The organism is Mesorhizobium sp. M0960 (assembly GCF_040319055.1).
Lineage (GTDB): Bacteria > Pseudomonadota > Alphaproteobacteria > Rhizobiales > Rhizobiaceae > Mesorhizobium.
In genome coordinates this window covers 136779-156995 of the sequence record NZ_JAMYNN010000012.1, presented here as the reverse complement: position 1 = coordinate 156995, position 20217 = coordinate 136779, and the positions used below count along the sequence as shown (strand labels likewise).

Genomic DNA, 20217 nt, shown 5'->3' with positions numbered 1-20217 from the left:
CGATGGCTGGTGAGATCAACGAGGACGTCAAGGCGATGAGCTTCGAGCAGGCGCTCGACGCGCTAGAGAGGATCGTCGACGATCTGGAGCGCGGCGACGTGCCGCTCGACCAGTCGATCCGCATCTACGAGCGCGGCGAGGCGCTGAAGGCGCATTGCGACCGGCTGTTGAAGGCGGCCGAGGACAAGGTCGAGAAAATCAGGCTGTCGCGTGACGGCAAGCCGGTGGGGACAGAGCCGTTGGACGCGGATTGAGGCGGCCTCGAACGACGATTGTGCTTGCCGGCTTTGGACATCACCATGATTGAGGATAAAACTCATCCCGTTTGAAACGGCTCCAGGACGAGAGGAGATTGCGAACGATGTGCAGAAACATCAAAACCCTGTTCAATTTCGATCCGCCGGCAACCAATGACGAGGTCCGCGATGCCGCACTTCAGTTTGTCCGCAAGCTGAGCGGAACGACGCGACCGTCAAAACAGAACCAGCATGCGTTCGACCATGCCGTCGAGGCCATTGCCGCCTCGGCGCGCGAATTGCTCGACAGCCTCGAGACGACGCAGCATCCGCGCAATCGCGAAGAGGTGGCGGCCAAGGCGAAGGCCAAATCTGCACTTCGCTTCGCCTGAGGGGACCGCGTGAGCTTCTTTCCCGGAAACGATCCGCAGATGGGCGATGCCTTCGCCAGCGATCAGATCGAGCTGATGGTCATTCCGAACGCCAAGGATATTGGCGGATTTCAGGTTCGCCGCGCCTTGCCGACGGCCAGGCGCCGGCTGGTCGGACCTTTCATCTTCTTCGATCGTATGGGTCCGGCAGTTCTTCGGGCCGGCCAGGCGCTCGACGTCCGTCCACATCCGCATATCGGACTGTCGACGGTGACTTACCTGTTCGACGGCAAGATCAGGCACCGTGATTCGCTCGGCACCGAGATGGTGATCCAGCCCGGCGACGTGAATCTGATGACCGCCGGCCGCGGCATCGTCCATTCGGAGCGCACGCCAGAAGAACTGCGCGGCGCGCCGATGTCGGTTTCCGGCCTGCAGACATGGTTGGCGCTGCCGGACGGCAAGGAGGAGGTCGCGCCGATCTTCGAAAACACCGCGGCGCTGCGCCTGCCCGAAATCGATGCCGAGGGGGTCAGCGGCCATATCGTCATCGGTGCGTTTTCCGGAATGCGCTCCCCGGTTGCGACCGCTTCGGACACACTGTACGCCGATCTCAGGCTGGCGCCGGGTGCCAGCGTGAAGATCCCGGCCGATGCCGAGGAGCGCGCCATCTATACGCTGGAAGGCGAGGTTTCGATATCCGGTGACCGCTTCCCGGCCGAGCGGCTGCTGGTTTTCCGGCCCGGCGATGAGATCGTTGTTTTATCGGAGAGCGGCGCCCATTTCATGCTGTTTGGCGGCGCTTCGCTCGGTTCGAAACGTTATATCTGGTGGAATTTCGTATCGTCCTCAAAGGAACGCATCGAACAGGCGAAAGAAGAATGGAAGACGGGCCGCTTCGATATCGTTCCCGGAGACGAGCAAGAGTTCATCCCGCTGCCCGAAAGCTGATGCGCGTTACCGCCACATTTACATTCGCCGGCCAGCGGCATATTTCACGATGAACAGAAAATCTGACCAGGCTCGCAAACAGTGAACGCAAAGCCCGATACGCCGCTTCTCGACAAGGTCCGCGTCCCGGCCGATTTGCGCACGCTTGCCGAAGGCGACCTGCCGCAGCTGGCTTCCGAGCTTCGCGCCGAACTGATCGACGTCGTCTCCCACACCGGCGGGCATCTCGGCGCCGGCCTTGGCGTGGTCGAGTTGACCGTCGCGCTGCACTACGTCTTCAACACGCCGGACGATCGGCTGATCTGGGACGTCGGCCACCAGGCCTATCCGCACAAGATCCTGACCGGCCGCCGCGACCGCATCCGCACGCTGCGGCAGGAGGGGGGGCTGTCCGGTTTCACCCGTCGCGTCGAGAGCGAATACGATCCGTTCGGCGCAGCCCACTCCTCGACCTCGATTTCAGCCGGCCTCGGCATGGCGATGGCGCGCGATCTGTCCGATGGCCGCAACAATGTCATTGCCGTCATCGGCGACGGCGCCATGTCGGCCGGCATGGCTTATGAGGCGATGAACAATGCCGGCGCACTCGATGCCCGGCTAATCGTCATCTTGAACGACAACGATATGTCGATCGCTCCACCGACCGGCGCAATGAGCGCCTATCTGGCCCGTCTGGCGTCTGGCAAGACCTATCTGGGGTTGCGCGATTTCGGCAAGAAGCTGACGTCCTATCTCGGCGAGCGCGCCGATCGCGCCATCAAGCGGGCGGTCGAGCACGCGCGCGGCTACGTCACCGGCGGCACGCTGTTCGAGGAAATGGGTTTCTACCACATCGGCCCAATCGACGGCCACAACCTCGAGCACCTGATCCCGGTGCTGAAGAACGTCCGCGACAATGCCGACGGCCCGGTGCTGATCCACGTCGTGACCCAGAAGGGCAAGGGCTACGCCCCGGCCGAGGCGGCCGCCGACAAATATCACGGCGTCAACAAATTCGACGTCATTACCGGCGCCCAGGCCAAGGCGCCCGCCAACGCGCCGAGCTACACCAAGGTGTTTGCCGACAGTCTGATCCAGGAGGCCCGAGAGGACGACCGCATCGTCGCCATCACCGCCGCCATGCCGAACGGCACCGGGCTTGACCTCTTCGGCGAAGCGTTTCCGGCGAGGACCTTCGATGTCGGCATTGCCGAGCAGCATGCGGTGACCTTCGCCGCCGGCCTTGCCACGGAAGGCTTCAAGCCTTTCGCGGCGATCTACTCGACCTTCCTGCAGCGCGCCTACGACCAGGTCGTCCACGACGTGGCGATCCAGAAATTGCCGGTGCGCTTTCCGATCGACCGCGCCGGCTTCGTCGGCGCCGATGGTGCCACCCATTGCGGCGCTTTCGACACCACCTTCCTGGCGACGCTGCCCGGTTTCGTCGTCATGGCGGCGGCCGATGAGGCCGAGCTGCGCCACATGGTACGCACCGCTGCAAGCTACGATGACGGCCCGATCGCCTTCCGCTATCCGCGCGGCAACGGCGTTGGCGTCGAGATGCCGCAGCGCGGCTCGGTATTGGAGATCGGCAAGGGCCGGATCGTCAGGGAAGGCACCAAGGTTGCGCTGCTTTCCTTCGGCACCAGGCTGCAGGATTGCCTGGCCGCGGCCGAGGAGCTTGGCGCGGCGGGGCTTTCGACCACGGTCGCCGATGCCCGTTTTGCCAAGCCGCTCGACGAGGATCTGATCCGGCGGCTGGCCCGTTCGCACGAGATACTGGTGACGGTGGAAGAGGGCGCGGTCGGCGGCTTCGCCAGCCATGTGCTGCAGTTCCTGGCCCACGAAGGGCTGCTGGAGAGCGGCCTGAAGGTGCGCCCGCTGGTGCTGCCCGACACTTTCGTCGACCATGCCAAGCCGGAAAAGATGTATGCCGATGCCGGGCTGGACAGCGCCGGCATCGTGCGCACAGTGTTCGTGGCGTTGGGGCATACCGCGCAGGCCCAGCGCGCCTAGTTGTTTCCGCGTTTCTGCAACGCCAAAAGATTCTGCTTGGCTGCAAATGCCAGTCTGAATCAAAATCTCAACTGCTTGAATCAAATTACCGGCGAACAGTCGTAAGATACTGTTTACGCTGCCATTTGGCGATTTGCTTGCCGTGTCCTTTGGCCGTTTTTCAACGCCGCCCTGCTAGAAAGCGACCGGCAGGGGAAAGAAGACCAATGAGATCGCTTTTGGGCGGCATCGCGCTAACGGCCATCTTCGCCGCGTCGGCCGTGGCCGAAACGCGCTACGACCGCAAACTCGAAGAGGCGGTGATGGGCATCGTCGCCGGCAAGATCGGCCAAATCCGTGGCGGCTTCTCCTACAAGGAGGCGCCGCAATTCGTCGTCGTGCCAGATACCTTGCCGAAGGCGTCCATTTCCGTTGACCGGCCGCGCCCGCAGGTGTCCGGCGACAGCAGCGACGGTCTGACGCCGGCCGTTGAACGGCGGGTTTCGCGGACCATATTCTAGAAACTAGAACCACATATCCCGCACACAGCGACCATCCCTCGGCAAATCCTCGAATGTGTCGAGACCGTCGAAATGATCGATCGGGAGGTCGGCGACAGCCTCCGGCGGCGCAAGCCTCATATTGACGGCGATGCGGTGGCGACCGGCGGTATCGGCACGCAATCCGCGCCAGGCCAGGACGCAAGCGCACGTTGGACAGAAGAGAATCTCAAGCGAAGGGTGAGCCCTTCCAACGCGCGTATAGGCACTCACGGGCCCCGCAAGGCGGATGCGTTCGTCGACATAGTCATACGCCCAGAGCGTGCCGTAGCGACGGCAAAGCGTACAGTTGCAGGCAGTGATCGAACCGGGATCGCCCTCCAGGGTCCAGTGGGCTGCGCCGCAGTGGCAGGTTCCCGTCAGGATGTTCCTCCTCCACGTTTCGACGGCTAAACGGCATCTCTTCTTAGCATTGCGTCGGGTGTCGTGCGAGGTTCGACAAACAGCGGAGCGGCTGATGAGTTCACTCGCTTTTCCAACTATGCCTTGTCTCATCGCCAATATCCTTGCCATCATCGTTGGCATTCGCCATGAAGGCCGATGACTTCCCTTCCGCCAGCCAGCATTCGCCAGCGGCTCGACGAATTACTCGTCCAGCGCGGCCTGTTTGCCAGCCGCTCGCGTGCTCGCGATGCGGTGGCGCGCGGCACCGTGACGGTCGACGGCATCGTCGCCCACAAGCCGGGCCAGGCCGTTCTGCCTGAGTGCAACATCGTCGTTGACGATCCGGCGCAAGGTTACGTCTCGCGCGCCGCACTGAAGCTGAAGGCTGGTCTCGACCATTTCGGCCTCAACCCCACCGGTAGCGAAGCGCTCGATGTCGGCGCCTCGACCGGCGGCTTCACGCAGGTACTTCTCGAACGCGGCGCGGCGCATGTCACGGCGATCGATGTCGGGCACGGCCAGATCCACTCCGACATTGCCGGCGATCCGCGCGTGACGGTGATTGAAGGCCTGAATGCGCGCGAACTGTCGGCCGCCGATCTCGGCGGCCGTGTGCCGGATTTCATCGTCTCGGATGTCAGCTTCATATCGCTGAAACTGGCGCTGCCGCCGGCGCTTGCCTTGGCCAGGAACGGCGCAAAAGCCGTGTTTCTGGTCAAGCCGCAATTCGAGGCCGGCCGCGAGGCGATCGGCAAGGGCGGCCTGCTGAAGGACCCCTATGATGCGGCGCGCATTGCCGGCCTGATGCAGGACTGGCTCGATGCCATTCCCGGCTGGCGCTCGTTGGGACTTCATCTGTCGCCGATAGAGGGCGGCGACGGCAACCGCGAGTTCCTGCTCGGCGGCATCAAGGCCGTCGCGACCAAGCCTGCCAAGATCGGGCGGGCCGGGATTGAGAAGCGATGAGCACGCGTTTCACAATCGCAAAATTGGGCTCGCAGGGCGACGGCATCGCCGAGACCGAGACCGGCGAGGTTTTCATTCCGTTTACGCTGCCGGGAGAGGTCGTCACCGCCGGGCGGGAGAAAGATCGCGCTACCTTGATGTCGGTGCTTGAGGCCTCGCCGCTGCGAGTCGATCCGCCGTGCCGCCATTTCGGCGAATGCGGCGGCTGCGCCGTCCAGCATCTCGAGACTGAAGCCTATCACCAATGGAAGCGCGAAAGGGTCGTGCATGCGCTGAAGAGCAAGGGCATCGCCTGCGATGTCGGCCCGCTGGTGCCGTGCGCGCCGCACACGCGCCGCCGCGTCGTCTTCACTGCCCGGCGGAGCGAGGCGGGAATGCAGTTCGGCTTCGTTCGCGCGCTGTCGTCCGAAATTATCTCCATCGAGGAATGCCAGATCTCGCTGCCGCAGATCGTCGCTGCGCTCGACCGTTTGAGGATGCTTGCCGGACTGATCTGCACCACGACCAAATCGTTCCACATGGCGGTGACGGTGACCGGTTCCGGCCTCGATGTCGCGGTTCACGATTCCGGTAAGCTCGGCGAGAACCAGCGCCGCGTCGCCTCGAACTTTGTCATTGCCGAGAGGCTAGCCAGGCTGTCGGTCGACGGCGAGATCATTATCGAACCAAAGAAACCGGTCGTCCTGTTTGGTGGCGTCGCTGTCGCAGTGCCGCCGGGCGCTTTCCTGCAGGCGACCGAGGCCGCCGAAGAAGCGATGGCCGACATTGTCGGCCAGCATCTCGCGCGCGCCAAAAAGGTCGCCGATCTCTTCGCCGGCTGCGGAAGCTTCGCACTGCGTCTGGCCTCAAGATCGGAGGTTCATGCGGTGGAAGGCGATGCGGCAGCACTCTCGGCGCTTGACCGGGCCTTCCGTTTCGCCAGCGGCCTGAAGCGGGTGACCGGCGAACGTCGCGACCTGTTCCGGCGGCCGCTCACATTCAAGGAGTTGAATGCCTTTGACGGCGTAGTCTTCGACCCGCCCCGCGCCGGCGCCGAGGACCAGTCGAAGCAGATCGCGCGCTCCGACGTGCCGCTCGTCGCCGCGGTGTCCTGCAATCCGGTGACGCTGGCGCGGGATCTTCGCATCCTCCTCGATGGCGGTTACGCCTTGAAGAGCGTAATCCCGATCGACCAGTTCCTGTGGTCGCCGCATGTCGAGGCCGTCGCGCTGTTGGAGAAGCCGAGACGAAGGCGCTAGCAGCTAGGGCTTGAAATGCGCACCAAAAAAGCACATTTTGAGTGTACGTCGTTCAAACTGGGCTAGGAAATTGCCATGAGCACCGCAGCCTTTGAAAATTCGGCATCGCGCTTCGGCGAGGAGCGGGCGCCGTTTCTCTCGCCGAGGCGGGTAGCCGCACTGCTAGGGGTCAATATGACTGAACTGGCCGGCCTGACCGGTCTCGCGCGCAACACGCTTGCCGCCAAGTCCGGTGCGCGCAAGGTCGACGCCGCATTGAGTCCCATCGTCCGCATCCTGGCGATGGCCGGCGAGATGGCCGGTGATGAACAGCGTGCCGCGATCTGGTTCAAACATCAGCCGATCCCCGGCTGGGCGGGAAAGACCGCCTACGATCTCGTTCGCGAAGGCAAGACTGACAAGGTGCTTGCCTATCTGGAGGCAGTCCGCTCCGGCATCTATGCCTGAACCCAGGCTGACTCTATGGCGCGCTTTTGTGCCGCGCTGGGCCCATCTGCCGCTTTCCGGTGAGGGCGCGGCCCGCTTCGGCGGCCGCTGGAATCCGATTGGCACGCCGGCGATCTACGCCGCCCGGGAACTGTCCACGGCTTGGGCCGAGTACAATCAGGGTTTTGTCCAGCACCCGGCGCTGATTGCACAATTGAAACTGTCAGGCGCCCGGCTGGCCGACCTGACAGAGGCTGATACGCTGTCGAAGCTCGGTGTAACGGCCGACATTCACCGGTGCGAATGGCGTGACATCGTGGATGGAGGCTTTGTGCCCGAGACGCACCAACTGAGAGACCGCTTGCTTGGCGACGGGCTGCACGGCGTGATCTACCCGTCCTTCATGTCGCCTGGCGGCACATGCGTCGCGCTGTGGCGCTGGAACGAAAACGATGCTCCGGATCTTGAAATCATCGATCCCGACCATCGCCTGCCGAAAACAGCGGCATCATGGCTTTAGGGCAGTTCGAGCTGCGGCGGGCACACCCGCCTCCATCTCTTCCAACGTCTTCGGCTTGCCTATGTGGGGCAGGGATCCAAATACGTCCTCTGGCCGTGTTAAAGGCAAGACTGGAACAGGCAGTGCGACTTGATCGTCGGTCGAACTGGTGACTTCTAGCTTTTCTCCGGCAGCGATCACAGTTTCCTCTCCCGACATAACAAAGATGCTGATCGCGCGCTGAATTCAAGGCTGCATAGCCAGACGGTGCTAGCCTGCGCCTGAAAGGACGCGCTCGACGAAGGCGGGCACCACTTGTGTCGCCGGCCCTTCCAGCTGCTCGTCGAAACGGGAGGCCCAGCCGGCGCATTTCAGATTGAGTTCGGCTGTTACGGCTCCGGCCGCGTGCCTCCTCCACGAAACCTGCTGCCGGGTAGACACTCCCGCTGGTGCCGATGGCCACGAATAGGTCGCAGCGCGTCAGCGCCTCGCCGACCTCCTCCATGCGGTAAGGCATTTTCGCCGAACCAGACCACGTCAGGCCTCAATTGACCTTTTGCGCCACACGCTGGACAGGCCGAATGGGCAGCGATGTCGTCGGCCCAGGTGCTGCTTTGCCCGCAGCTCAGGCAAAGGGCATGGCCCAGTTCTCCATGCATATGGATCAGTTTGCGCGAACCGGCGCGCTCATGCAGGTCGTCGATATTCTGCGTGACGACGAGGACGTCGCCTGGGAATTTCTGCTCGAGCTTGGCCAGCGCGGCGTGCGCCGCATTCGGCTCGACGCTGCCCATCTGCCGCCGGCGCATATTGTAGAAATCCTGCACCTTTACGCGGTCGCGCGCAAAACCTTGCGGCGTGGCCACGTCCTGCAGGTCGTATTTCGCCCAGACCCCGTCGGGATCCCGGAACGTGGCGACGCCCGATTCCGCCGAAATGCCGGCGCCTGTCAGGATGACGATTTTGGCTTTGGACATGGTCGAAGACACCGGCATCCGGAAACATCATTTGGAAGGCGATGTTACCGGAAGGCGGCAGCCGCATCAAACCCTGGTGCCGCCGACCGTCATCTGGTTCATCCTGAGATGCGGCTGGCCGACGCCGACCGGCACGCCCTGTCCGGCCTTGCCGCACATGCCGATGCCGGTGTCGAGCTTCATGTCGTTGCCGACCATCGAAACCCGATGCATGGCATCCGGCCCATTGCCGATCAGCATGGCGCCCTTGATCGGTTGCGTCACCTTGCCGTTCTCGATCATGTAGGCCTCGGTGCAGCCGAACACGAACTTGCCCGAAGTGATGTCGACCTGGCCGCCACCGAACGACACGGCATAGATGCCGTTCTTGACCGAGGCTATGATTTCCTCCGGCTCCATGTCGCCTGCCGTCATGTAGGTGTTGGTCATGCGCGGCATCGGCTCATGCGCGTAATCTTGGCGCCGCCCGTTGCCGGTGGCCTTCATGCCCATCAGCCGTGCATTCTGGCGGTCCTGCATGTAGCCGACCAGCTTGCCATCATCGATCAGCACGTTATGGGCCGAAGGCGTGCCTTCGTCGTCGACGGTCAGCGAACCTCGCCGCTCGGGCATGGTGCCGTCGTCAACGACGGTGACGCCTTTCGCCGCCACCTGCTGGCCAAGCAGGCCGGCAAAGGCCGACGTCTTTTTGCGGTTGAAATCGCCTTCCAGCCCGTGGCCGACGGCCTCGTGCAACATGACGCCCGGCCAGCCGCTCGACAGCACGATGTCGAAAGTGCCGGCAGGTGCTGGAACCGCTTCGAGATTGACGAGCGCCTGCCGCAGTGCCTCCTTGGCCGCGTGCCGCCAGCTGTCCTCGACCAGGAATTCGCCAAAATCCTTGCGGCCTCCCATGCCGTAGGAGCCGCTCTCCTGGCGGTCGCCGTCGCCGACCACCACCGATACGTTGATCCTGACCAGCGGGCGGATGTCGCGGACCATCTGGCCATCGGCGCGCACGATCTCGACATGCTGCCAGGAGGCGGCGAGCGACGCCGTCACCTGCCTGACGCGCGGATCTTCGGCCCGCAGCCATGCATCGATTTCCTGAAGCAACTTGGCCTTGGTCTCGAAGGAAGGCGAGGGGATCGGGTTTCCGTCGCCGTAGAGATGGCGGTTGGTGCGGACGGGCGCTGCGGCAAGCGTGCCGGAATAGCCGCTCTTCACCGTCGAAACGGCATCGGCGGCGCGCCGCAGCGAGGCTTCGGAGAGATCACTGGAATGGGCGTAGCCGCTGGCCTCGCCAGCGACGGCGCGCAGGCCGAAACCCTGGTCGGTGTTGAAATTCGCGGTCTTCAGCTTGCCATTGTCGAACATCAGCGCTTCGCTTTCGCTGTATTCGAGAAACAGTTCGCCGTCGTCGGCGCCGTTGATGGTCTCGGCGACGATCTGCTTGATGCGATCGTCGGAAATGTCGAATTGGCCGATCAGGCTGTTCATGGCAGGTCCATTCGCAGGAGGATTGTTTCCCACGATGTAGGCGCGAAGGCCTGCACAGACAATCTGAAATGAGATTTGCCGTGACCGCGGCCGGTCAACAATCACTGGATCGTGCTACAAGACCGCGTTCAAGGCAGGGCGGCGAAGCCGTCGGCAAAACCCTTGAGGTCGACGGGAATGCCGATGCCTTCTTCGGGCGTCTGGAAGACGATAAAGGTCGCCGACGTACCGGTCTTCAGCGTGTCGAGCAGCGGCTTTTCCAGGATGACCTCGGCATAGCAGCCGTCCTGGAAACAGCGCACGAAATAGGCGCGGCCGATATCCTTGCCGTCGACATTGAGGCCGAGGCCGTTGGGCAACAGCACGCCGAGCGGCGCCAGCACACGAAGGATTTCGGCCTTGTTGTCGGCTGTACGCAGCACGACAACGGAAAGACCCATTTCCGGGCGGTCCTCGGCGACGACGTTCTGCATCATCACGCATTGTTCGGACGTAGCACCGGCCGGCGTATCGCAGATGATCGACCACGCCCCATGCGTCGACTTCACCGTGCCGCTTGGCTGCGCGGCATTGGCCAGGCCGCCGCCTGACAAGGCTATTGCGGCGGCAACAAGGATGACCTCCGCCAAGGTTCTCGAAAGCCAAGCGTTCATGACGGCTCCATTGCGAATCACGGCACTTTAAGCCGCACTAAACCCAAGTAAAGGACGAGACCCCCGCGGTCTGCCCCGACATAGGCGACAATGCGCTTTTCCGTGCCAATTTCGCCCTAATTGCGACGGTTTCGCGCGCCGCGCGGCTCATTCTGCCGGGATGCCGCTCCGGTGATTCGCGACGAGCGGTCACCGCACGAAGCTACAGCCGCGCTTGCGCGCAAAAATGCCGCACGGGTTCCGCCGCTCCTTTCTTGCGGAGGCAAATAGAGTATGGTTTGAACCAGCCTTGAATTGTCCGGGATTCCCGTCCCGGCATTATTCGGCATTCTTGCGGTCCGATCGCGAGGAACTGGGAGATGACGAGGGCGATGAGAAAATTCCTGGCAACCGCCAAAATCGTAGCTAGTGCCGCCGCCACGTTGTTTGCCGCTGCATCCGCTCATGCAGCCCAGCCTCAACCCTGGGAAACCAGTTTTCAGCCTCCGGCGACCGATATTATGAGGCAGATCGAGTGGTTCGGAAACTATTCGTTCGCGTTCATCATTGTGATCACCGCCTTGGTGCTTTTTCTGATCGCCTACTGCATTTTGAAATTCCGGGCGAGCGTCAACCCGACCCCGTCGCGCACCAGCCACAACACGCTGATCGAGGTCATCTGGACTGTCGGTCCCGTCGTCATCCTGCTCTGTCTCGCCATTCCTTCGTTCCAACTGCTGACCGCGCAATACACGCCGCCGGAAGAAGCCAAGCTGACCGTCAAGGCGACGGGCAATCAGTGGAACTGGGATTACGAATACCAGGTCGACAACACGCTTTCCTTCAATTCCGCGATCCTTCAGGATGCCGACAGGGCTGCTGCCGGCAAGGAAGATCGCGCCGCCTATCCGCGCCTGCTCGCCGTCGACAATGAGATGGTGGTGCCTGTCAACACCATGACCCGCGTGCTGGTGACGGCGACCGACGTCATTCACGCCTTTGCCATGCCGTCCTTCGGCATCAAGACCGACGCGGTGCCGGGCCGCATCAACGAGGTGTGGTTCAAGGCCGACAAGGAAGGCCTCTATTACGGCCAGTGCTCGGAACTCTGCGGCAAGGACCACGCCTTCATGCCGATCGCCATTCGCGTCGTCTCCGATGCGCAATACAAGACCTGGCTGGCGGCAGCCAAGACCGATCTTTCCGGCGCCAACAAGGCGCTGATGGCCGAGGTCGATGGCACGAACAAGGTAGCGGCCGCCGGCAACTGATGCCGCGACCAGAAAAGATTCAGGGAACGGAGCCGACCATGGCAGACGCTGCAGCTCACGACGACCACGACCACAAGCCGTATCATGGCTGGGTCCGGTGGGTGTATTCGACCAACCACAAGGACATCGGTACGCTTTATCTGATCTTCGCGATCATGGCGGGCTGCATCGGTGGCGCCTTATCGGTCGTCATGCGCATGGAATTGCAGGAGCCGGGCATCCAGATATTCACTGGCCTGGCACAGATGGTCTACGGCATGAACGGTGACGCCGCCATCGACGGCGGCAAGAGCATGTACAATGCCTTCACCACCGCGCATGCGCTGATCATGATCTTCTTCATGGTGATGCCGGCGCTGATCGGCGGCTTTGCCAACTGGATGGTGCCGATCATGATCGGCGCGCCGGACATGGCGTTCCCGCGCATGAACAACGTCTCGTTCTGGCTGCTGCCGCCGGCTTTCATCCTGCTGATTATCTCGGCCTTCGTCCCGAGTGCGCCGGGCGCCTATGGCGTCGGTGGCGGCTGGACGCTTTATCCGCCGCTCTCGACATCGGGCCAGCCTGGACCGGCCATGGACCTGGCGATCCTTTCAATCCACATCGCCGGCGCCTCCTCGATTCTTGGCGCCATCAACTTCATCACCACCATCTTCAACATGCGCGCGCCCGGCATGACCATGCACAAGATGCCGCTGTTCGCGTGGTCGGTGTTGATCACCGCCTTCCTGCTGCTGCTGTCGTTGCCGGTGCTGGCCGGCGGCATCACCATGCTTTTGACCGACCGCAATTTCGGCACCACCTTCTTCGCCCCGGACGGCGGCGGCGACCCGATCCTGTTCCAGCACCTGTTCTGGTTCTTCGGCCATCCAGAAGTCTATATCCTGATCCTGCCGGGCTTCGGCATCATCAGCCATATCATCTCGACCTTTTCGAGGAAGCCGGTGTTCGGCTATCTCGGCATGGCCTATGCGATGGTTGCCATCGGCGCGGTGGGCTTCATCGTCTGGGCCCACCACATGTACACGACGGGCCTGTCGCTCGACACCCAGCGCTATTTCGTCTTCGCCACCATGGTCATCGCGGTGCCGACGGGCGTGAAGATCTTCTCGTGGATCGCCACTATGTGGGGCGGGTCGATTTCGCTTAAGACCCCGATGCTGTGGGCGATCGGCTTCATCTTCCTGTTCACAGTTGGTGGCGTCACCGGCGTGCAATTGGCCAATGCCGGCCTCGACCGCCCGCTGCACGACACCTATTTCGTGGTTGCGCACTTCCACTACGTGCTGTCACTGGGCGCGGTCTTCGCCATCTTCGCCGGCTGGTACTACTGGTTCCCGAAGATGACCGGCTACATGTATTCGCCGGTGATCGCCAACACCCACTTTTGGGTCACTTTCGTCGGCGTCAACCTGGTCTTTTTCCCGCAGCATTTCCTCGGTCTCTCCGGAATGCCGCGTCGCTATATCGACTATCCCGATGCCTTCGCCGGCTGGAATATGGTGTCTTCCTACGGCTCGTACATCTCGGCTGTCGGCGTCGTCATCTTCCTGTTCGGCGTCTTCGAGGCGTTCCAGAAGAAGCGGGTCGCCGGCGCCAATCCTTGGGGTGAGGGTGCGACCACGCTGGAATGGCAGCTGCCTTCGCCGCCGCCGTTCCACCAATGGGAACAGCTGCCGAAGATCAAGTAGGCGGTTGCCTCCTTTAATACGGAACCGCCGGCCGTCCGGCGGTTTTGGCCAACGGAATGATGGACTCTAAGTACGCATGGCCCTTGCCGAAGACAGACTGATTGACGAGCCGGGCTTCCGCATGTCGGAAGCGACGGCGGGCGATTTCTTCGCCCTGCTGAAGCCGCGCGTCATGTCGCTGGTGGTGTTCACAGCGTTTGTCGGCATGGTCGCCGCCCCGGTGACCATCAATCCGCTGCTGGCGGTGATCGCGATCCTGGCTATTGCCATTGGTGCCGGCGCGTCCGGTGCGCTCAACATGTGGTATGACGCAGACATCGATGCGGTGATGACGCGCACCGCCGGCCGTCCCGTGCCGGCCGGCCGCATACGGCCTGGCGAGGCATTGAGCTTCGGGCTGGTGCTGTCGGTTCTGTCGGTGATGACGCTCGGCGTGCTGGTCAACTGGTTGGCCGCATCGCTTCTGGCCTTCACCATCTTTTTCTATGCCGTCATCTACACGATGTGGCTGAAGCGCTGGACGCCACAGAACATTGTCATCGGCGGTGCTGCCGGTGCCATTCCGCCGGTCATCGGCTGGGCGGCGGTAACCGGATCGGTCAGCCTCGAAAGCTTGGTGCTGTTCCTGATCATCTTCCTGTGGACGCCGCCGCATTTCTGGGCGCTCGCGCTCTTCAAGTCGGAGGACTATGCCAAGGCAGGCATTCCGATGATGCCGAATGTCGCCGGCCAGGCTTCGACCAGACGCCAGATCTTTGCCTATGCGCTGGTCCTCGCACCGGTTGGCGTGCTGCCATGGGGTCTCGGCTTCACCACGCCAGCCTATGGCGTCGTTGCATTGCTGCTCGGCGCCGGCTTCGTCTGGTATGCGTGGAAGGTGCTGCAAATGGCCGATGACGACCGGGCGATGAAGCCGGCCAAGGCCCTGTTCGGCTATTCGCTGCTCTATCTCTTCGCCATCTTCGCCGCCTACCTTGGCGATTGCGTCGTCGCGCGCGCGCTGACCATCGGTGGAGCATGAGCATGGCCGAAAAGAAGCTTGAACTGGTCACGCTGACCGACCGTCAGCAGAAGGCCCGCCGCAATCGCTCGGCCGCAATCGGCTTCGCGCTGGCGGCGCTGGTCGTCATATTCTACGTCGCGACCATCGTGAAATTTGGTCACAGCGTCACCGGTTCGATGTGAGCTGAACATGACCAGGCAAACAGTCACCGATCCTACGAAGAAGAATACGAACCGCGTCGTCGCCGGCGTCTGCATCGCGTTCTTCGGCGGCATGATCGGCATGGCCTATGCCGCAGTGCCGCTCTACGCGATGTTCTGCCAGGCGACAGGCTACGGCGGCACCGTTAAACGGGCGACCCAGCAATATGCCGATCGGGTGCTCGACCGTGACATCACCATCCGCTTCGATGCCAACACTGTCGGCATTCCCTGGCAATTCCAGCCGGTCGCCCGCTCGATCACCATCAAGATCGGCGAAACAGCCGAGGCGCATTTCAGCGCGACCAACAAATTCAGCCGGCCCATCACCGGACGCGCCACCTTCAATGTACAGCCTGAACTGGCCGGACCTTACTTCAACAAGGTCGAGTGTTTCTGCTTCACCGACACGACGCTGAAGCCGGGCGAGACGTTGGACATGCCGGTCGTGTTCTATGTCGATCCCGACATCGTCAACGCGCCGGAATTGAAGGATTTGAAGACGATTACCCTGTCCTACACGATGTTCCCGGTCGACAAGACCAAGCCGGTCGCATCATCGGTGCCGGCCGACGGCCGCCGCAACAAGAGTTCAGATACCGAAGCAAGCCTCGGGGGTTGATATGGCAGACGCACACGCAAAACCGCAACATGACTACCACCTCGTCGACCCGAGCCCATGGCCTTTCCTGGGCTCCGTCGGGGCGCTGGTGACCGCGATCGGCGGCGTCTGTTACATGCAATATCTCAAGGGCGGCGATTTCCCCATCTTCGGTTTCAACATCGCCAATCCATGGTTGTTCTTCATCGGCCTGCTGATCGTCATCTACACGATGTTCGCCTGGTGGTCGGATACGATCAAGGAAGCGCATGAGGGGCACCACACCCGTGTCGTGTCGCTGCATCTGCGCTACGGCATGATCATGTTCATCGCCTCCGAGGTGATGTTCTTCGTCGCCTGGTTCTGGGCGTTCTTCGACGCCAGCCTGTTCCCCGGCGAGGTCCATCAATACGCCCGTACCGCCTTCACCGGTGGCGTCTGGCCGCCCAAGGGCCTCGAAGTTCTCGACCCTTTCCATCTGCCGCTTTACAACACCGTCATCCTGCTTTTGTCGGGTACCACGGTGACCTGGGCGCACCACTCGCTCATCCATGGCGACCGCAAGGGGCTGATCAATGGCTTGGTGCTGACCGTCGGCCTCGGTATGCTGTTCACGATGGTGCAGGCCTACGAGTACATGCACGCGCCATTCGGCTTCCGGGATTCAATCTACGGCGCCACCTTCTTCATGGCGACCGGCTTCCATGGTTTCCACGTCATCATCGGCACTATCTTCCTGCTGGTCTGCCTGATCCGCGCCATGAAGGGCGACTTCACGCCCAAGCAGCATTTCGGCTTCGAGGCCGCCGCCTGGTACTGGCATTTCGTCGACGTGGTGTGGCTATTCCTGTTTGCCTCGATCTATGTCTGGGCATCGAACGGCGCAATGATCGAACCGCACTGACATTGGCCCGAGGAAATGGGCCCCAGGAAAATGGGGCCGAGGAAATAGACAAGGCGGCTGCGGCGACGTGGCCGCCTTATCTTTTGCGGCAAATGCTCCTAGGATGACCCCATGAGCGACGACAAGGCGATCTGGCCACCAATCGATCCGATCTCGGCCGGCCTGCATGGCCGCTGCCCCCGCTGTGGCGAGGGCAAGCTGTTCTCCGGGTTCCTCACAGTCGGCGATCGCTGTACCAATTGCGGCCTCGATTATTCCTTCGCCGATGCCGGCGACGGGCCGGCGGTGTTCGTTATTCTGATCATCGGCTTCATCGTCGTCGGCCTGGCGCTGTGGATGGAGGTGACGCTCAATCCGCCGCTCTGGCTGCATCTGTTGCTGTGGATTCCGCTGACGCTGGTGCTGTGCCTGGCGGCGCTCAGGCTGATCAAGGGCGTGCTGCTGACGCTGCAATACCGCAACAAGGCGGCCGAGGGCCGGCTGGACCGCGGCGAATGAGCGAGGCATCAGGTTTGGTGGCCGGCCGGTCGCGGCCGAAACGCGCATTGGCGCTCGGCCTGGGTATCGTCGTGTCTTTGATCCTGCTGGCGCTCGGCACCTGGCAGGTTCAGCGCCTGCACTGGAAAGAGGGCCTTCTCCAGACGATCGACCAGCGCACGCATTCGGCGCCTGTGCCATTGGCCGAGGTCGAAAAGCGGTTTGCTGCCACCGGCGACGTGGACTACACGCCGGTGATAGTGACCGGCACTTTCCTGCATCAAGGCGAACGGCATTTCCTCGCCACCTGGGAAGGCCAGTCCGGCTTCGATGTCTTCACGCCGCTGCAACTCGAGGATGGCCGTTTCGTGCTGATCAACCGCGGCTTCGTGCCCTACGATTTCAAGGACCCCGCCAAGCGGCCGCAGGGGCAGGTGACGGGCAAAGTGACGGTGACGGGGCTCGCCCGCAACCCGCTGCCGGCCAAGCCCTCGATGATGCTTCCCGACAATGATCCGCAGAAGAACATCTTCTACTGGAAAGATCGTGACGCGATGGCCTCGAGCGCCGGCCTGACGGCAGGTGCGGCGCTGGTGCCGATCTTCATCGATGCGAACGCCGCCGCCAACCCCGGCGGGCTGCCCGTCGGCGGCGTCACCGTCATCGACCTGCCGAACAGCCATCTGCAATATGCGATAACCTGGTACGGCCTTGCCGTCGCCCTTGCCGGTGTCCTGATCTCCTGGCTCCGCCGCCCGGCGAAAGACCAATGATCGCCGCCACTACCCTTGACAGGGCAGGGCCGCACACCTCATTTCGCGCCTTGAGCTCAGAAGTCATAGTCCGATCAACCGGCCTACAATCAGCGTAAGATGCAATCATGCTTCAGACAAAGCCACCGCTGACCATCCGGCTCTGCCAGCCGCGCGGTTTCTGTGCGGGCGTTGACCGTGCCATCCAGATCGTCGTGCTGGCGCTCAAGAAATATGGCGCGCCGGTTTATGTCCGCCACGAGATCGTGCACAACCGCTACGTCGTCGAAGGGCTGCAAAGCCTCGGCGCGGTGTTCATCGAGGAGCTCTCCGAGATCCCGCCCGAGCATCGCCAGAGCCCGGTCGTCTTTTCGGCGCATGGCGTGCCGAAATCGGTGCCGGCCGACGCCCGGTCCCGCAACCTGTTCTATCTCGACGCGACGTGCCCGCTGGTCTCGAAAGTCCACAAGCAGGCAATGCGCCATCAGCGGCTTGGCCGCCACGTGCTTTTGATCGGCCATGCCGGGCATCCTGAGGTGATCGGCACAATGGGCCAGTTGCCGGATGGCGCGGTCACTCTGATCGAGACCGAAGCCGACGCCGCAAGCTTCGTGCCCGCAGACCCGCGAGCGCTCGGTTTCGTCACCCAGACGACGCTGTCGGTCGAGGACACCGCCGGCATCATCCGCGCCCTGCAGCAACGTTTTCCCGAGTTGCACGCGCCGGCGGCGGAATCGATCTGCTATGCCACCACCAATCGCCAGGAGGCGGTCAAGGAAACAGCGGCCGGCGCCGATCTCTTCCTGGTCGTCGGTGCGCCTAACTCCTCCAACTCACGGCGGCTTGTCGAAGTGGCCGAACGCGCCGGCGCCTCGATGTCGCTTCTCGTGCAGCGCGCCTCCGAAATTCCGTGGAATGACATTGCCGGCATCTCGACACTCGGCCTGTCGGCGGGCGCCTCGGCGCCGGAGATCATCGTCGACGAGATTGTCGATGCCTTCCGGCAGCGCTTCGACGTAACCATCGAGTTGGCCGTGACGGCGACGGAGACGGAGGATTTCCCGGTGATGCGGGTGTTGCGCGATGTCGAACTGACGGCAGCCGACATGGCCTTCGTCAACGGGGCTGCGTAGCAACGATGGCGGTCTACACCGACGTCAATGAGGGCGAGCTCGGCGCGTTCCTCAGGAACTATCCGGTCGGCGATCTCTTGTCCTACAAGGGCATCGCCGAAGGCACCGAAAATTCGAATTTTCTCCTGCACACCAGCAGCGGCTCCTACATACTGACGCTTTACGAGAAGCGCGTCGACAAGGCTGACCTGCCGTTCTTTCTGGGCCTCATGGCCCACCTCGCCAGAAAGGGCATTTCGTGCCCGCTCCCGGTCACCGCGCAGGATGGCGGTGTGATCGGAACGCTTGCCGGCCGGCCGGCGGTCATCATCACCTTCCTTGAGGGTCTATCGCTGCGGCGGCCGACAGCTGGGCATTGCGGCGAGGTCGGCAAGGCTCTGGCGGCACTGCATCTCGCCGGCGCGGATTTCCCGATGACCCGCCCCAACGCCCTTGCCATCGATGGCTGGCGCAAGCTGTGGAACGCCGCCCACGCCCGCGCCGATGAGGTCGAGCCGGGATTGGCGGCCGAGGTCGATGCCGATTTCGCCGATTTCGAGCGGAACTGGCCGAACGGTCTGCCGCAGGGCATCATCCATGCCGATCTTTTCCCGGACAATGTATTCTTCCTCGGCGAGAAACTGTCCGGGCTGATCGACTTCTATTTCGCCTGCAACGACCTCTACGCTTATGATGTTGCCACGTGCCTCAACGCCTGGTGCTTCGAGAAGGATTTTTCCTTCAATCTGACCAAGGGCACGGCGTTGCTTGCCGGCTACCAAAGCGTGCGGCCGCTGAGCAGCGACGAGAAAGCGGCGCTGCCGATGCTGGCGCGCGGTTCGGCGCTGCGCTTCATGCTGACCCGGCTCTACGACTGGCTGACGGTCCCGGACGGCGGGCTTGTGATGAAACGCGACCCGACCGAATATATCCGCCGGATGCGCTTCCATCGGGCGATCAACTCTCCTTCCGAATATGGACTAACATGACCAAGCGCGTTGAAATCTTCACCGATGGTGCCTGTTCGGGCAATCCCGGGCCTGGCGGCTGGGGCGCGGTCTTGCGCTTCAACGGTGTCACGAAAGAACTGTCGGGCGGCGAGGCTGCCACCACCAACAACCGTATGGAACTGTTGGCGGCCATCTCGGCGCTTAATGCGCTCAAGGAGCCCTGCGCCGTCGATCTTTATACCGACAGCAACTATGTCAAGGACGGTATTTTCAGCTGGATCGACGGCTGGAAGCGCAACGGCTGGAAGACGGCCGCCAGGCAGCCGGTGAAGAATGCCGAGCTGTGGCAGCAGCTCGATGCAGCGCGTAACCGCCATCAGGTCACCTGGCATTGGGTCAAGGGCCATGCCGGCCATCCCGAGAACGAGCGCGCCGACGAATTGGCGCGGCTCGGCATGGCGCCATTCAAGAAAGGGCTCGTCAAGACTGTGGCACCAGTACCAGGTTCGCAGTCAAAGCAGCCGACGACCACAAAGGCGCGGCGCTCGACCCAAAGCTATTGA

Annotated in this window: 23 protein-coding genes and 1 pseudogene; 20 read left to right on the top strand and 4 right to left on the bottom strand. The window is 62.5% G+C overall.

The window, feature by feature from the left end; translation table 11 throughout:
- The first annotated feature begins 2 nt into the window (after positions 1 to 2).
- The 5 genes from NKH63_RS21295 to NKH63_RS21275 all read left to right on the top strand — a co-directional run bounded on the left by NKH63_RS21295 (position 3) and on the right by NKH63_RS21275 (position 4053).
- On the top strand, positions 3 to 254 hold the full coding sequence (locus NKH63_RS21295; RefSeq protein ID WP_023716907.1) for an exodeoxyribonuclease VII small subunit: 252 nt from the start codon (positions 3 to 5) through the stop codon (positions 252 to 254).
- A 107-nt stretch (positions 255 to 361) separates the two neighbouring features.
- Positions 362 to 628 carry a DUF2277 domain-containing protein gene (locus tag NKH63_RS21290; protein ID WP_023716908.1) on the top strand — a complete coding sequence of 89 codons (267 nt, stop codon included), beginning with the start codon at positions 362 to 364 and terminating at the stop codon, positions 626 to 628.
- Positions 629 to 637: 9 nt separating this feature from the next.
- Positions 638 to 1558: a pirin family protein gene (locus tag NKH63_RS21285; RefSeq protein ID WP_352483716.1), complete on the top strand. Its 921-nt coding sequence runs from the start codon at positions 638 to 640 to the stop codon at positions 1556 to 1558.
- Between the two features lie 81 nt (positions 1559 to 1639).
- Positions 1640 to 3553, top strand: coding sequence for a 1-deoxy-D-xylulose-5-phosphate synthase (gene dxs / locus NKH63_RS21280; protein WP_023716910.1), 1914 nt, complete (start codon positions 1640 to 1642; stop codon positions 3551 to 3553).
- Positions 3554 to 3759: 206 nt separating this feature from the next.
- Complete coding sequence (locus NKH63_RS21275; RefSeq protein WP_023716911.1) at positions 3760 to 4053, top strand: hypothetical protein; 294 nt, start codon at positions 3760 to 3762, stop codon at positions 4051 to 4053.
- 3 nt (positions 4054 to 4056) lie between these two features.
- On the opposite strand, the gene NKH63_RS21270 is transcribed toward NKH63_RS21275, so the two are convergent.
- Positions 4057 to 4458 (bottom strand): GFA family protein, encoded by a 402-nt coding sequence (locus NKH63_RS21270; RefSeq protein ID WP_352494381.1) that lies wholly within the window; start codon positions 4456 to 4458, stop codon positions 4057 to 4059.
- A gap of 174 nt (positions 4459 to 4632) precedes the next feature.
- Here NKH63_RS21270 and NKH63_RS21265 point away from each other — a divergent pair, with 174 nt between their 5' ends.
- The 4 genes from NKH63_RS21265 to NKH63_RS21250 all read left to right on the top strand — a co-directional run bounded on the left by NKH63_RS21265 (position 4633) and on the right by NKH63_RS21250 (position 7626).
- On the top strand, positions 4633 to 5442 hold the full coding sequence (locus NKH63_RS21265; RefSeq protein WP_023716912.1) for a TlyA family RNA methyltransferase: 810 nt from the start codon (positions 4633 to 4635) through the stop codon (positions 5440 to 5442).
- Positions 5439 to 6680 carry a class I SAM-dependent RNA methyltransferase gene (locus NKH63_RS21260; protein ID WP_352918647.1) on the top strand — a complete coding sequence of 414 codons (1242 nt, stop codon included), beginning with the start codon at positions 5439 to 5441 and terminating at the stop codon, positions 6678 to 6680. The genes NKH63_RS21265 and NKH63_RS21260 overlap by 4 nt, the downstream gene beginning before the upstream one ends.
- 75 nt (positions 6681 to 6755) lie before the next feature.
- Complete coding sequence (locus tag NKH63_RS21255) at positions 6756 to 7127, top strand: antitoxin Xre/MbcA/ParS toxin-binding domain-containing protein (protein WP_023716914.1); 372 nt, start codon at positions 6756 to 6758, stop codon at positions 7125 to 7127.
- Positions 7093 to 7626, top strand: a complete 534-nt coding sequence (locus NKH63_RS21250) for an RES family NAD+ phosphorylase (RefSeq protein ID WP_502895932.1) — start codon at positions 7093 to 7095, stop codon at positions 7624 to 7626. Before NKH63_RS21255 ends, NKH63_RS21250 begins: the two co-directional genes overlap by 35 nt.
- A 249-nt stretch (positions 7627 to 7875) precedes the next feature.
- Here NKH63_RS21250 and NKH63_RS21245 read toward each other — a convergent pair.
- The 3 genes and pseudogenes from NKH63_RS21245 to NKH63_RS21235 all read right to left on the bottom strand — a co-directional run bounded on the left by NKH63_RS21245 (position 7876) and on the right by NKH63_RS21235 (position 10714).
- Positions 7876 to 8582 (bottom strand): annotated as a pseudogene (locus NKH63_RS21245) (NAD-dependent deacylase).
- Between the two features lie 66 nt (positions 8583 to 8648).
- Positions 8649 to 10061, bottom strand: coding sequence for a metalloprotease TldD (gene tldD / locus NKH63_RS21240; RefSeq protein WP_352918645.1), 1413 nt, complete (start codon positions 10059 to 10061; stop codon positions 8649 to 8651).
- Positions 10062 to 10189: 128 nt separating this feature from the next.
- A complete protein-coding gene (locus NKH63_RS21235; protein ID WP_023716918.1) occupies positions 10190 to 10714 on the bottom strand; it encodes an invasion associated locus B family protein in 525 nt (174 codons plus the stop codon).
- Between the two features lie 371 nt (positions 10715 to 11085).
- Between NKH63_RS21235 and coxB the strand changes: the two genes are divergently transcribed.
- The 11 genes from coxB (at position 11086) to rnhA (ending at position 20217) form a co-directional block, all read left to right on the top strand.
- Positions 11086 to 11964: a cytochrome c oxidase subunit II gene (gene coxB / locus NKH63_RS21230; protein WP_352483711.1), complete on the top strand. Its 879-nt coding sequence runs from the start codon at positions 11086 to 11088 to the stop codon at positions 11962 to 11964.
- Positions 11965 to 12002: 38 nt separating this feature from the next.
- Positions 12003 to 13655 carry a cytochrome c oxidase subunit I gene (ctaD, locus tag NKH63_RS21225; protein WP_023716920.1) on the top strand — a complete coding sequence of 551 codons (1653 nt, stop codon included), beginning with the start codon at positions 12003 to 12005 and terminating at the stop codon, positions 13653 to 13655.
- Positions 13656 to 13731: 76 nt separating this feature from the next.
- Positions 13732 to 14676 carry a heme o synthase gene (locus tag NKH63_RS21220; RefSeq protein ID WP_352846075.1) on the top strand — a complete coding sequence of 315 codons (945 nt, stop codon included), beginning with the start codon at positions 13732 to 13734 and terminating at the stop codon, positions 14674 to 14676.
- Complete coding sequence (locus tag NKH63_RS21215; RefSeq protein WP_023716922.1) at positions 14673 to 14840, top strand: cytochrome c oxidase system small membrane protein; 168 nt, start codon at positions 14673 to 14675, stop codon at positions 14838 to 14840. Before NKH63_RS21220 ends, NKH63_RS21215 begins: the two co-directional genes overlap by 4 nt.
- 7 nt (positions 14841 to 14847) lie before the next feature.
- On the top strand, positions 14848 to 15480 hold the full coding sequence (locus tag NKH63_RS21210; protein ID WP_352547562.1) for a cytochrome c oxidase assembly protein: 633 nt from the start codon (positions 14848 to 14850) through the stop codon (positions 15478 to 15480).
- Between the two features lies 1 nt (position 15481).
- Complete coding sequence (locus NKH63_RS21205) at positions 15482 to 16363, top strand: cytochrome c oxidase subunit 3 (protein ID WP_023716924.1); 882 nt, start codon at positions 15482 to 15484, stop codon at positions 16361 to 16363.
- 111 nt (positions 16364 to 16474) lie between these two features.
- A complete protein-coding gene (locus tag NKH63_RS21200) occupies positions 16475 to 16861 on the top strand; it encodes a DUF983 domain-containing protein (protein ID WP_023716925.1) in 387 nt (128 codons plus the stop codon).
- Positions 16858 to 17613 carry an SURF1 family protein gene (locus NKH63_RS21195; RefSeq protein WP_352547565.1) on the top strand — a complete coding sequence of 252 codons (756 nt, stop codon included), beginning with the start codon at positions 16858 to 16860 and terminating at the stop codon, positions 17611 to 17613. Before NKH63_RS21200 ends, NKH63_RS21195 begins: the two co-directional genes overlap by 4 nt.
- Positions 17614 to 17720: 107 nt before the next feature.
- Entirely contained in the window at positions 17721 to 18725 is a 1005-nt protein-coding gene (ispH, locus tag NKH63_RS21190; protein ID WP_023716927.1) for a 4-hydroxy-3-methylbut-2-enyl diphosphate reductase, read from the top strand.
- Positions 18726 to 18730: 5 nt separating this feature from the next.
- Positions 18731 to 19693 (top strand): homoserine kinase, encoded by a 963-nt coding sequence (locus NKH63_RS21185; RefSeq protein ID WP_023716928.1) that lies wholly within the window; start codon positions 18731 to 18733, stop codon positions 19691 to 19693.
- Positions 19690 to 20217: a ribonuclease HI gene (rnhA, locus tag NKH63_RS21180; RefSeq protein WP_352483707.1), complete on the top strand. Its 528-nt coding sequence runs from the start codon at positions 19690 to 19692 to the stop codon at positions 20215 to 20217. Before NKH63_RS21185 ends, rnhA begins: the two co-directional genes overlap by 4 nt.

What these genes read in the sequence shown, in the direction of transcription:
- NKH63_RS21205 (WP_023716924.1), top strand. Translation starts at nt 15,482, where the DNA reads ATGGCAGACGCACACGCAAAACCGCAACATGACTACCACCTCGTCGAC.
- coxB (WP_352483711.1), top strand. Translation starts at nt 11,086, where the DNA reads ATGAGAAAATTCCTGGCAACCGCCAAAATCGTAGCTAGTGCCGCCGCC.
- NKH63_RS21260 (WP_352918647.1), top strand. Translation starts at nt 5,439, where the DNA reads ATGAGCACGCGTTTCACAATCGCAAAATTGGGCTCGCAGGGCGACGGC.
- ispH (WP_023716927.1), top strand. Translation starts at nt 17,721, where the DNA reads ATGCTTCAGACAAAGCCACCGCTGACCATCCGGCTCTGCCAGCCGCGC.
- rnhA (WP_352483707.1), top strand. Translation starts at nt 19,690, where the DNA reads ATGACCAAGCGCGTTGAAATCTTCACCGATGGTGCCTGTTCGGGCAAT.
- ctaD (WP_023716920.1), top strand. Translation starts at nt 12,003, where the DNA reads ATGGCAGACGCTGCAGCTCACGACGACCACGACCACAAGCCGTATCAT.
- NKH63_RS21220 (WP_352846075.1), top strand. Translation starts at nt 13,732, where the DNA reads ATGGCCCTTGCCGAAGACAGACTGATTGACGAGCCGGGCTTCCGCATG.
- NKH63_RS21290 (WP_023716908.1), top strand. Translation starts at nt 362, where the DNA reads ATGTGCAGAAACATCAAAACCCTGTTCAATTTCGATCCGCCGGCAACC.
- NKH63_RS21265 (WP_023716912.1), top strand. Translation starts at nt 4,633, where the DNA reads ATGACTTCCCTTCCGCCAGCCAGCATTCGCCAGCGGCTCGACGAATTA.
- NKH63_RS21275 (WP_023716911.1), top strand. Translation starts at nt 3,760, where the DNA reads ATGAGATCGCTTTTGGGCGGCATCGCGCTAACGGCCATCTTCGCCGCG.
- NKH63_RS21185 (WP_023716928.1), top strand. Translation starts at nt 18,731, where the DNA reads ATGGCGGTCTACACCGACGTCAATGAGGGCGAGCTCGGCGCGTTCCTC.
- NKH63_RS21195 (WP_352547565.1), top strand. Translation starts at nt 16,858, where the DNA reads ATGAGCGAGGCATCAGGTTTGGTGGCCGGCCGGTCGCGGCCGAAACGC.
- NKH63_RS21210 (WP_352547562.1), top strand. Translation starts at nt 14,848, where the DNA reads ATGACCAGGCAAACAGTCACCGATCCTACGAAGAAGAATACGAACCGC.
- NKH63_RS21215 (WP_023716922.1), top strand. Translation starts at nt 14,673, where the DNA reads ATGAGCATGGCCGAAAAGAAGCTTGAACTGGTCACGCTGACCGACCGT.
- NKH63_RS21255 (WP_023716914.1), top strand. Translation starts at nt 6,756, where the DNA reads ATGAGCACCGCAGCCTTTGAAAATTCGGCATCGCGCTTCGGCGAGGAG.
- tldD (WP_352918645.1), bottom strand. Translation starts at nt 10,061, where the DNA reads ATGAACAGCCTGATCGGCCAATTCGACATTTCCGACGATCGCATCAAG.
- NKH63_RS21295 (WP_023716907.1), top strand. Translation starts at nt 3, where the DNA reads ATGGCTGGTGAGATCAACGAGGACGTCAAGGCGATGAGCTTCGAGCAG.
- NKH63_RS21200 (WP_023716925.1), top strand. Translation starts at nt 16,475, where the DNA reads ATGAGCGACGACAAGGCGATCTGGCCACCAATCGATCCGATCTCGGCC.
- NKH63_RS21235 (WP_023716918.1), bottom strand. Translation starts at nt 10,714, where the DNA reads ATGAACGCTTGGCTTTCGAGAACCTTGGCGGAGGTCATCCTTGTTGCC.